Source organism: Blautia massiliensis (ex Durand et al. 2017), from assembly GCF_001487165.1.
In the GTDB taxonomy this organism is placed as follows: Bacteria; Bacillota; Clostridia; order Lachnospirales; family Lachnospiraceae; genus Blautia_A; species Blautia_A fusiformis.
Genome location: NZ_LN913006.1, coordinates 2376798 through 2385595, shown reverse-complemented (window position 1 = coordinate 2385595; position 8798 = coordinate 2376798). Strand labels below are relative to the sequence as shown.

Genomic DNA, 8798 nt, shown 5'->3' with positions numbered 1-8798 from the left:
ACATAAAAAATTGCACAAATCAAGTGATCATAAAAGCCTGAAAGCCGGCATTTATCTGGAAGAGAGGCAAGTATTAAATATGAATATTCTATTTTTATTTGATTCAGATATGCGAGGAGACGGGAAATATCCATATTGCTGATATATTGGAGAGAGCTGTTGTGATCAATGTAATAAAAATTGGAAGATATGATGCAGGACAGAGATGACGGCGAAAGAAGGTGGCAACATAACGCGATGGGTATTTTACTCTGGAGAAAGAATTTAACGGAATTGCATATAATTTCTGAAACAATTTAACATACAATTCACAAATCTTTATCTCAATCACGATATCTGAACAGCCGGAAAAATCCTATACTACAAACTATGTGAGCGAGAGAAGAGAAAGGAGATAAGTAATGTCAGAAATTGCACTTAGAAATGTATGTAAGCAATTTGATTCGGAGCATTACGGTGTGAAGGATTTTAATCTTGATATACATGATAAAGAGTTTGTGATCTTTGTAGGTCCGTCCGGATGTGGAAAATCCACCACTTTGCGTATCATCGCAGGCTTGGAGGAGATTACAGACGGCGAGCTGTGGATCGACGGTGAGCTTTCCAATTATCTGGAACCGAAGGAGAGGGGAATGTCCATGGTGTTCCAGAACTATGCCTTATATCCGAACATGACAGTTTATGGAAATATGGCATACGCCCTGAAGATCCGTAAGCTTCCGAAGGATGAGATCGACAGAAAGGTCCATGAGGTGGCAAAGATCCTGGAGATCGACCAGCTTCTTGACCGGAGGCCGGCGGCTCTTTCCGGCGGTCAGAAACAGCGAGTTGCCATTGGAAGTGCAATTATCCGGAAGCCGAAAGCCTTTCTCATGGATGAGCCCCTTTCCAATCTGGATGCAAAGCTTCGTGCTCAGATGCGTGTGGAGCTTGTGAAATTACATAAACAGCTGGACACCACCATTATTTATGTAACGCACGACCAAACAGAGGCCATGACTCTTGGGACTAAGATCGTGGTCATGAAGGATGGCTTGATCCAGCAGGTGGGAGCGCCGCAGAGTATTTATGACAATCCGGTAAATCTTTTCGTAGCAGGCTTCCTTGGTTCTCCGTCCATGAACTTTTTCCGGTGTACAGTAAAAGCAGAAGAAAATAATCGCACGGCCCTTCTTCTGGATGATGCCAAAACTGTGAAAAAGGTTTATCTGGATGGAACCAGAGGAAAACAGATCGCAGACAGATATAACGGCAGACACGTGATCCTTGGAATCCGTCCGGAGGATATCTACGAGCTGGACGAGGCGAAAAAGCTTGGTATTGAAAATGAAAGCGTAGATGTAGATGAGCCTGTAGTAAACCGGGAGATGCTGGGAGCGGAAGTGATCCTCTATTTTGATGAGCAGGGCAAAACCCTGGCAGTCCGCTTAAGTCCGGAAAATCAGACACAGGTAGGGGAGAAGGTTTCTCTGTATTTTGATATGGAGAAGGCCCATGTGTTTGATCCGGAGACAGAAGAAAATATTTTTGTGTCATGAATTTATGTCACGAAAAAGCTTGAGTGCAGGCAGATCAGCCTGTAGATAGAATCTGATTATGCAAGGAGGAGAAATAGTTATGGAAAATAACAGCAAAAGCAAGATCACACCGTACTTATATCTGGTGCCTTGTATGCTTATTTTTGGAATTTTTCTGTTTTATCCGTTTGTGAAAACAATTTATTTAAGTCTTTACAAGACCAACAAGATGGGACAGGCAAAGCTGTACGTTGGTCTGGGCAATTATAAAGAGCTGCTTCAGTCAGCATCCTTTATCAACAGTCTGAAGGTGACGCTGATCTTTGTGCTGATCGTTGTGGTCGGCGGCATGCTTCTTGGTCTGATCGCAGCAGTGCTTTGTAACAAGGCGTTTCCGGGAATCCGGGTGTTCAGCACATCCTATGCTCTGCCAATGGCTATTGCATCCAGTTCTGCGGCGATGATCTTCCAGATCATGCTCCACCCGGCAGTAGGTATTGTGAATAAGCTTACCGGCCTGGATATCAACTGGCTGAACGATCCGAACACGGCTCTGATCTGCGTAGCCATTCTTACTGCGTGGCTGAACAGCGGGATCAATTTTCTGTATTTTTCCGCAGGACTCGGAAATATTGATGAGACCATTTATGAGAGAGCTTCTGTGGATGGAGCCAGCAGTGTGCAGCAGTTTTTCAGCCTGACGCTTCCGGGACTTTCCCCGATCATGTTTTATACACTGGTGGTAAATATCATACAGGCATTTCAGTCCTTTGGACAGATTAAGATCCTGACAGAGGGCGGTCCTAATGAGTCTACCAATGTTATTGTTTATTCCATTTACAGGGATGCGTTTTTTAACTACCGCTTCGGAAGTGCGGCAGCCCAGTCTGTTATCCTGTTTGTGATCATCATGATCATCACACTGATCATGTTCCGTATTGAGAAGAAGGGAGTGAATTACTGATGAGCCAGATGGAAAATATGGCAGTCCCGGCAGTGGGAAATATGTCAAAAGAGGAGCTTCTGGAGCTGAAAAAAGCTATGAATGCAAAAGCTCTTGCAAAGAGAAGGACAAGAACAGCACTCCGTGTTACGGCAAATGTGGTGTTTGCAGTTCTGATCCTGCTTCCATTGCTTTATGCCATCAGTATTGCACTGATGCCTTCCAGTGAACTGTTTACTACAGAGTTGAATCTCTTTCCCAAGAATCCGACCTTTTCCAACTTTATCAATGCATTCCGCACCGTTCCACTTCTCCGATTCATATTGAATTCCTTTATCATGGCGGGATGCATTACCATCGGACAGATCATTACCTGTTCTCTTGCTGCTTTTGCGTTTTCTTTCCTGGAATTCAAAGGAAAAGGTATTCTCTTCATGGTTGTGATGGCAACCATGATGGTTCCAGGAGAGGCAACGATCATTTCCAACTACCTGACGGTATCAAGCTGGGGAATGCTGGATACTTATCAGGTACTGATCGTGCCTTACCTTACATCCGCAATGGGAATTTTCCTGTTCCGTCAGTTTTACATGACTTTCCCGATCTCACTGTATGAATCGGCAAAGCTTGACGGCTGCAGCAATCTGAAATTTATCGTAAGGATCCTGCTTCCGCTGACAAAATCCGCTATTGGCGCTATGGCAGTGTATACCTTTATCAACGCATGGAATATGTACATGTGGCCGCTGCTTGTAACGGGCTCCAACAATATGCGAACCGTTCAGATCGGTATCAGTATGCTGGATAGTGTGGATTCACAGTCCATCACCCTGATGATCGCAGGCGTTGTTATGATCATTATTCCGTCCATTTCCATTTTTATCGTTGGACAGAAGCAGCTGATCAGAGGAATGTTCTCGGGTGCAGTCAAGGGCTGATATCGGAGCAGGCAGCAACCCTGCAGCATCCTGCTGTAAGGGGAAAATATTGCAAAAAGATACTGCAAAGTCGTAAGACGGGCAGTTCATCTTATATAAAAAATGAAAAAAGAGAAAATTTTTCAAGAGGAGAAAAAAGTTATGAAGAAAAAAATCATCGCAGCTTTCCTTACCACAGCAATGACTATCGGTTCTCTTTCCGGAGTAACTGTATTCGCCGCAGATGCCGGCACAGATGAAAAAGTGGAAATGGCAGATGCTTCCGATGTAGACGGAACTACCATTACCTTCTGGCATTCCATGGGTGGTGTCAATGGTGAGGCGATCGATACACTGGTAAAAAAATTTAACGATGAGAATGAATACGGAATTACGGTAGATGCTCAGTATCAGGGGGAATATGATGATTCCCTGAACAAGCTGAAAAGTGCACAGATCGGAAACATGGGTGCGGATCTTGTACAGGTATATGAGATCGGAACAAGATTCATGATCGATTCCGGATGGATCGTGCCTATGCAGCAGATGATCGACGCAGACAGCTACGATGTATCTGAGATCGAGCCGAACCTGGCTGCATACTACACCATCGACAATGAGCTGTACTCCATGCCGTTCAACTCTTCCACACCGATCATGTATTACAACAAGGACATGTTTGATAAAGCAGGCATCACAGAAATTCCGGACAGCCTGGAGGGCATCGGTGAGATCGGACAGGATCTTCTGGACAAAGGCGGCGCAGGCGAGGTAATGTCTCTTGGAATCTACGGATGGTTCTTCGAGCAGTTTATCGGAAAGCAGGGCCTTGAGTATGCAAACAACGGAAACGGACGTAAAGAGGCTGCTACAGCTGTTGCTTTTGACGAGAATGATGCTGCAAAGAATATCCTTACAGCATGGAAGGATCTTAACGACAAGGGCTTCGCACCGGTCGTAGGAAAAGGCGGCGATGCTGGTCTGGCAGATTTCTCAGCAGGAAAATCTGCGATCACTCTTGGCTCCACAGCTTCCCTGAAACAGATCCTTCAGGATGTAAACGGAAAATTTGAGGTTGGTACTGCATACTTCCCGAAGATCAAATCCAGTGACGAGGGCGGTGTTTCCATCGGTGGTGCATCTCTTTGGGCACTGAACAACAATGATCCGAAAAAGCTTCGTGCAACATGGGAGTTCGTAAAATTCCTGATCTCTCCGGAGTCTCAGGCTTACTGGAACGCACAGACCGGATATTTCCCTGTAACTGTAAAGTCTCAGGAAGAGCAGGTATTTAAGGATAATGTTGCAAAATATCCGCAGTTCCAGACAGCGATCGACCAGCTTCATGATTCTTCCGCCGACTATGTAGGCGCTCTGTTAAGTGTATTCCCGGAGGCAAGAGCTACCGTGGAATCCGAGATTGAGAGCATGCTCAACGGAAAAGAGGATGTGGATACGGCTGTGAAAAACATGGCAGATTCCATCAACAAATCCATCGAAGAGTATAACCTGGTGAATGAATAATTCGAAAAGGCGTGGAAACTGAAAAAGAAAAATAAATATATACAGCCAAAAATCCCCGGGTAAGCTCCTGGGGATTTTTGCTATAGTCACGGAAAAAAACATCCTGACAGGAAAATATCAGGAGAAAAATCAGAGGAATCTCTGGACGTAAGAGTATATATTGGCTATAATGATGAAGTTAATATCTACTCCTCAGGAAGGAAGAAAAATCTGTGAATAGAAGTAAAAGAGAAGATTATAAGAGATTTGTGGTATTTTGTCTGGCAAGTCTGATCGTAATCGCACAGGCAGCGATCTTTGCTTATGTATGGTATGATTTTTACAGTGACCTGATCCTGAAGCCATTCTGGAGAAAAGGTAACTGGGTAATGATCCTGATCTATGCGCTGATCTATCTGATGTTTGCCAAGCTTTACGGAGGTCTGAAGGTAGGCTATCTGAAGCGTATCGATGTATTTTATTCATTGACGCTGGCAACGATCTGTACCAATGTTGTGACGTATTTTCAGATCACACTGATCAACAGATGGTTTATGTCGGCCAGACCGGTGATCGAAATGACCGGAGTCCAGCTTGTTGTGACGGTACTGTGGATCTGGGGCTCCAGGTATATTTACTCCAGACTGTACGGAGCCAGAAGGCTGCTGGTGATCTACGGAGACCGTGATCCCGGTGATGTGATCCACAAGATGAACACCCGAAAGGATAAATACGATATCAGCGGTAAGGTTCATATCCGTGAGGGCGAAGAGAAGATCCATGCCATGATGGAAGATTATGAAGGCGTGATCATCTGGGATCTTCCGTCCCAGATCCGAAACAGGTATCTGAAATACTGTTTTTCTCATTCCATCCGTTGCTATATGAGCCCGAAGATTTCCGATATCATCCTGCTTGGAACAGACAGGATCCATCTGTTTGATACGCCGCTTCTGATGTGCAGGAATCAGGGACTTTCCATGGAGCAGCGTGCAGCCAAGAGAGTTCTGGATATCATTGTTTCCGGACTTGGGATCATCGTATCCTCACCCATCATGCTGATCATTGCCATTGCGGTGAAGGCTTATGACGGCGGTCCGGTATTTTATCTCCAGGATCGTCTTACCTATCAGGGAAAGGAATTCCGCATCCGGAAATTCCGAAGCATGTGTGTGGATTCCGAGAAGAACGGGGCGCGTCTTGCATCCAAGCACGATTCCCGTATCACACCGGTAGGACATGTTCTGCGTAACCTGCATCTGGATGAGCTTCCCCAGCTGTTTAACGTGTTTATGGGTGATATGTCTCTGGTAGGTCCACGTCCGGAACGAGATGTGATCATGCAGGAATATGAGCAGGAAATCCCGGAATTCCACTATCGTCTTAAGGTAAAAGCCGGACTGACCGGTTATGCTCAGGTATATGGCAAATATAACACCACACCGTATGATAAGCTGAAGCTGGATCTGTTTTATATTGAAAATTATTCATTCCTTCTGGATATCAAGCTTCTGTTTATGACTGTAAAGATCTTTTTCCAGAAAGAAGTTTCCGAGGGCGTGGATGATAATCAGAAGAACGCTCTTAAGGATTCCGAAGACAAAAAATAAGTAACGAAACGAAATGCGTGTCAGGCTGCGGCAGATCATCCTGACGCGCATTTTGTGGATAGAGAGGACGGAGGTTGTTTTTATGGAAAAGCCGTTGGTTTCCGTAGTGATGCCCGTATATAACGGGGAAAGATATATTGGAAAAGCGATCGAATCAGCACTGGGACAGGAGGTTCCGGTAGAAGTGCTGGTCATTGATGACTGTTCTGCAGACGGCACAGAACTTGCTGTAATGAAATATATGGACAGCGGAAAGATCCGTTATATCCAAAATGAACAGAATATGGGGGCTGCCCGTTCCAGAAACCGGGGCGTAAAGGAAGCCCGGGGAAAATATATCGCATTTCTGGATGCGGATGACTGGTGGGAAAAGGGCAAGCTGAAAGCCCAGACAGAGGTTATGGAACAGACCGGCTGTGCGATCTGCTCCACCGGAAGAGAGCTGATGACGCCGGATGGGCGCACTACCGGCAAATATATTCCGGTAAAGGAACGGATCACATACAGGGAGCTTCTGAAGCATAACAGCATCAACTGTTCTTCCGTATTGCTGCGCAGAGAAGATGCACTTGCGTTTCCAATGGAGCATGATGACAGCCATGAAGATTACATTACCTGGCTCCGGATCCTGAGAAAGGGAGGATTTGCAGCAGGGATCAACAGACCTTACCTGAAATACCGGCTCAGTGAAGGGGGAAAATCCAGAAATAAGCTGAAGTCTGCGGCAATGACTTATCAGGTGTATCGGTATGTGGGATATGGTCCGCTGAAGAGTCTGTTTTTCTTTGTTTCCTATGCGCTCCACGGGATATGGAAATACCGTTGAAAAATTCTGGAAGAGGTGAATAATTCTGACATATATTAATTCTTTATTTCCAAATTCATAAATATATGTTATTATTTATTCATACTTTTATCAAATATTACAAGGTGGAAACAAATGAAACAGAGAACGGATAGCCAGGGAGTTCCGTATTCTTACCTGGTCGATAACATTAAAGTAGTACTGATCTTTCTTGTCGTATTTAATCATCTGATCGCATTTCAGCTGGTCAAGGTGGACATGGTGGTGCGTTATGTATGGTATGGGATCACCATTTTTCACATGCCTGCTTTTATTTTTATATCTGGATATCTTTCCAAGAAGCCACAGGATGTACTGAAGAATGTGAAGAATCTGCTGATCCCTTATATTCTTGGATACAGTCTGACCTGGTATGCTTATATCTGGACCGGCAGAAGCATGGATTATGAGCTGCTCCGTCCGTCCGGAACAGTTATGTGGTATGTGCTGGCATTGTTTATCTACAGGCTGACTATCGAAGCACTTGGCAAGATACGTTTTATCGTGCCTCTGAGCATTATTTTTGCATTGTGGGCAGGAACAAGACCGGAATTTACAACCTATCTTTCAAGCTCCAGGATTGTTGTATTTTTTCCGTTTTTTGTGGCAGGCTATCTGTGGAAGAGTGATTACACAGACGTGGTCCGTAAATTCAAGGGTAAATGGATCCTGCTCCTGGTTTCAGCCCTGCTTTTGTATGCAGTTCCGAATTTTATGATCGCCAATGAGATCCCGGTAGATATTTTCCGTGGGAATCATACGTATCAGTTATCGGGAATGGATGATATCACAGGAATGCTGATCCGCCTTCTGATGTATCTGGTATCTTTTGTGCTGGTGCTGACGTTTCTGGCATTGATCCCGGATGTGAAGCTGCCGGTTACCTTTGTTGGAAGAAATACCATGGGGATTTATTTTTTCCATTATCCGATCATGATCGTACTCAACGGCCTGCTTCTTCTCAGCATCCCGCAGATGCTGAATGTCTGGGTGCTTTTCGGAGTATCCTGGGTGCTTGTGCTGATCCTTGGAAGCAAGCCGGTATCTTTCCTCTACGGAGGGGTACTGAACCTGCTTACATTTATTCTGTTCAAACGTGAGAGGCAGGTGCAGGATGAAGGACTTGAGGATGAATATGATGAAGATGACCGTTATGAGATCATACTGAAAAGAAAGAAAGCCATTGAGGAGCTTGCGGCAACTCTGGACGAGGAGGATGCACGTAAGGTGAAGGACGATGTGGCGGCTGTACTGGAACATGAGACAGAAGAGACGGAAGAAATCCGTGGCGAGGATTTCTTTGTAGATGAGGATCTTGAGATGGAGGAAGGCATGGATGATGCCGGAGCTCCACAGGAATTTGAGCAGCTCCAGGACCTGGATGATATATTAGAGATCACAGAACCGCAGGGGGAAATGGAAGTGCTTTTGAAAAATAAAGAAGAGAAAGCGCAGGATTAAATT

Annotated in this window: 7 protein-coding genes; all 7 read left to right on the top strand. The window is 45.0% G+C overall.

Annotated features, from left to right (window positions below):
- The first annotated feature begins 401 nt into the window (after positions 1 to 401).
- Positions 402 to 1538, top strand: coding sequence for an ABC transporter ATP-binding protein (locus BN3261_RS11925; RefSeq protein WP_059086348.1), 1137 nt, complete (start codon positions 402 to 404; stop codon positions 1536 to 1538).
- A 79-nt stretch (positions 1539 to 1617) separates the two neighbouring features.
- The gene (locus BN3261_RS11920; RefSeq protein ID WP_015525321.1) at positions 1618 to 2481 is read left to right on the top strand and encodes a carbohydrate ABC transporter permease; all 864 of its coding nucleotides are present in this window, start codon (positions 1618 to 1620) and stop codon (positions 2479 to 2481) included.
- Positions 2481 to 3398 carry a carbohydrate ABC transporter permease gene (locus BN3261_RS11915; protein ID WP_022427089.1) on the top strand — a complete coding sequence of 306 codons (918 nt, stop codon included), beginning with the start codon at positions 2481 to 2483 and terminating at the stop codon, positions 3396 to 3398. Before BN3261_RS11920 ends, BN3261_RS11915 begins: the two co-directional genes overlap by 1 nt.
- Before the next feature lie 141 nt (positions 3399 to 3539).
- Complete coding sequence (locus BN3261_RS11910; protein WP_022427090.1) at positions 3540 to 4901, top strand: ABC transporter substrate-binding protein; 1362 nt, start codon at positions 3540 to 3542, stop codon at positions 4899 to 4901.
- 212 nt (positions 4902 to 5113) lie between these two features.
- Positions 5114 to 6490 carry a sugar transferase gene (locus tag BN3261_RS11905; RefSeq protein ID WP_022427091.1) on the top strand — a complete coding sequence of 459 codons (1377 nt, stop codon included), beginning with the start codon at positions 5114 to 5116 and terminating at the stop codon, positions 6488 to 6490.
- A gap of 82 nt (positions 6491 to 6572) precedes the next feature.
- The gene (locus BN3261_RS11900) at positions 6573 to 7316 is read left to right on the top strand and encodes a glycosyltransferase family 2 protein (protein WP_059086347.1); all 744 of its coding nucleotides are present in this window, start codon (positions 6573 to 6575) and stop codon (positions 7314 to 7316) included.
- Between the two features lie 114 nt (positions 7317 to 7430).
- On the top strand, positions 7431 to 8795 hold the full coding sequence (locus tag BN3261_RS11895; protein WP_059086346.1) for an acyltransferase family protein: 1365 nt from the start codon (positions 7431 to 7433) through the stop codon (positions 8793 to 8795).
- Positions 8796 to 8798: the final 3 nt, after the last annotated feature.

Excerpts from the sequence above, each read along its gene's own strand:
- BN3261_RS11895 (WP_059086346.1), top strand. The coding sequence starts at position 7,431 with ATGAAACAGAGAACGGATAGCCAGGGAGTTCCGTATTCTTACCTGGTC.
- BN3261_RS11900 (WP_059086347.1), top strand. The coding sequence starts at position 6,573 with ATGGAAAAGCCGTTGGTTTCCGTAGTGATGCCCGTATATAACGGGGAA.
- BN3261_RS11925 (WP_059086348.1), top strand. The coding sequence starts at position 402 with ATGTCAGAAATTGCACTTAGAAATGTATGTAAGCAATTTGATTCGGAG.
- BN3261_RS11920 (WP_015525321.1), top strand. The coding sequence starts at position 1,618 with ATGGAAAATAACAGCAAAAGCAAGATCACACCGTACTTATATCTGGTG.
- BN3261_RS11910 (WP_022427090.1), top strand. The coding sequence starts at position 3,540 with ATGAAGAAAAAAATCATCGCAGCTTTCCTTACCACAGCAATGACTATC.
- BN3261_RS11915 (WP_022427089.1), top strand. The coding sequence starts at position 2,481 with ATGAGCCAGATGGAAAATATGGCAGTCCCGGCAGTGGGAAATATGTCA.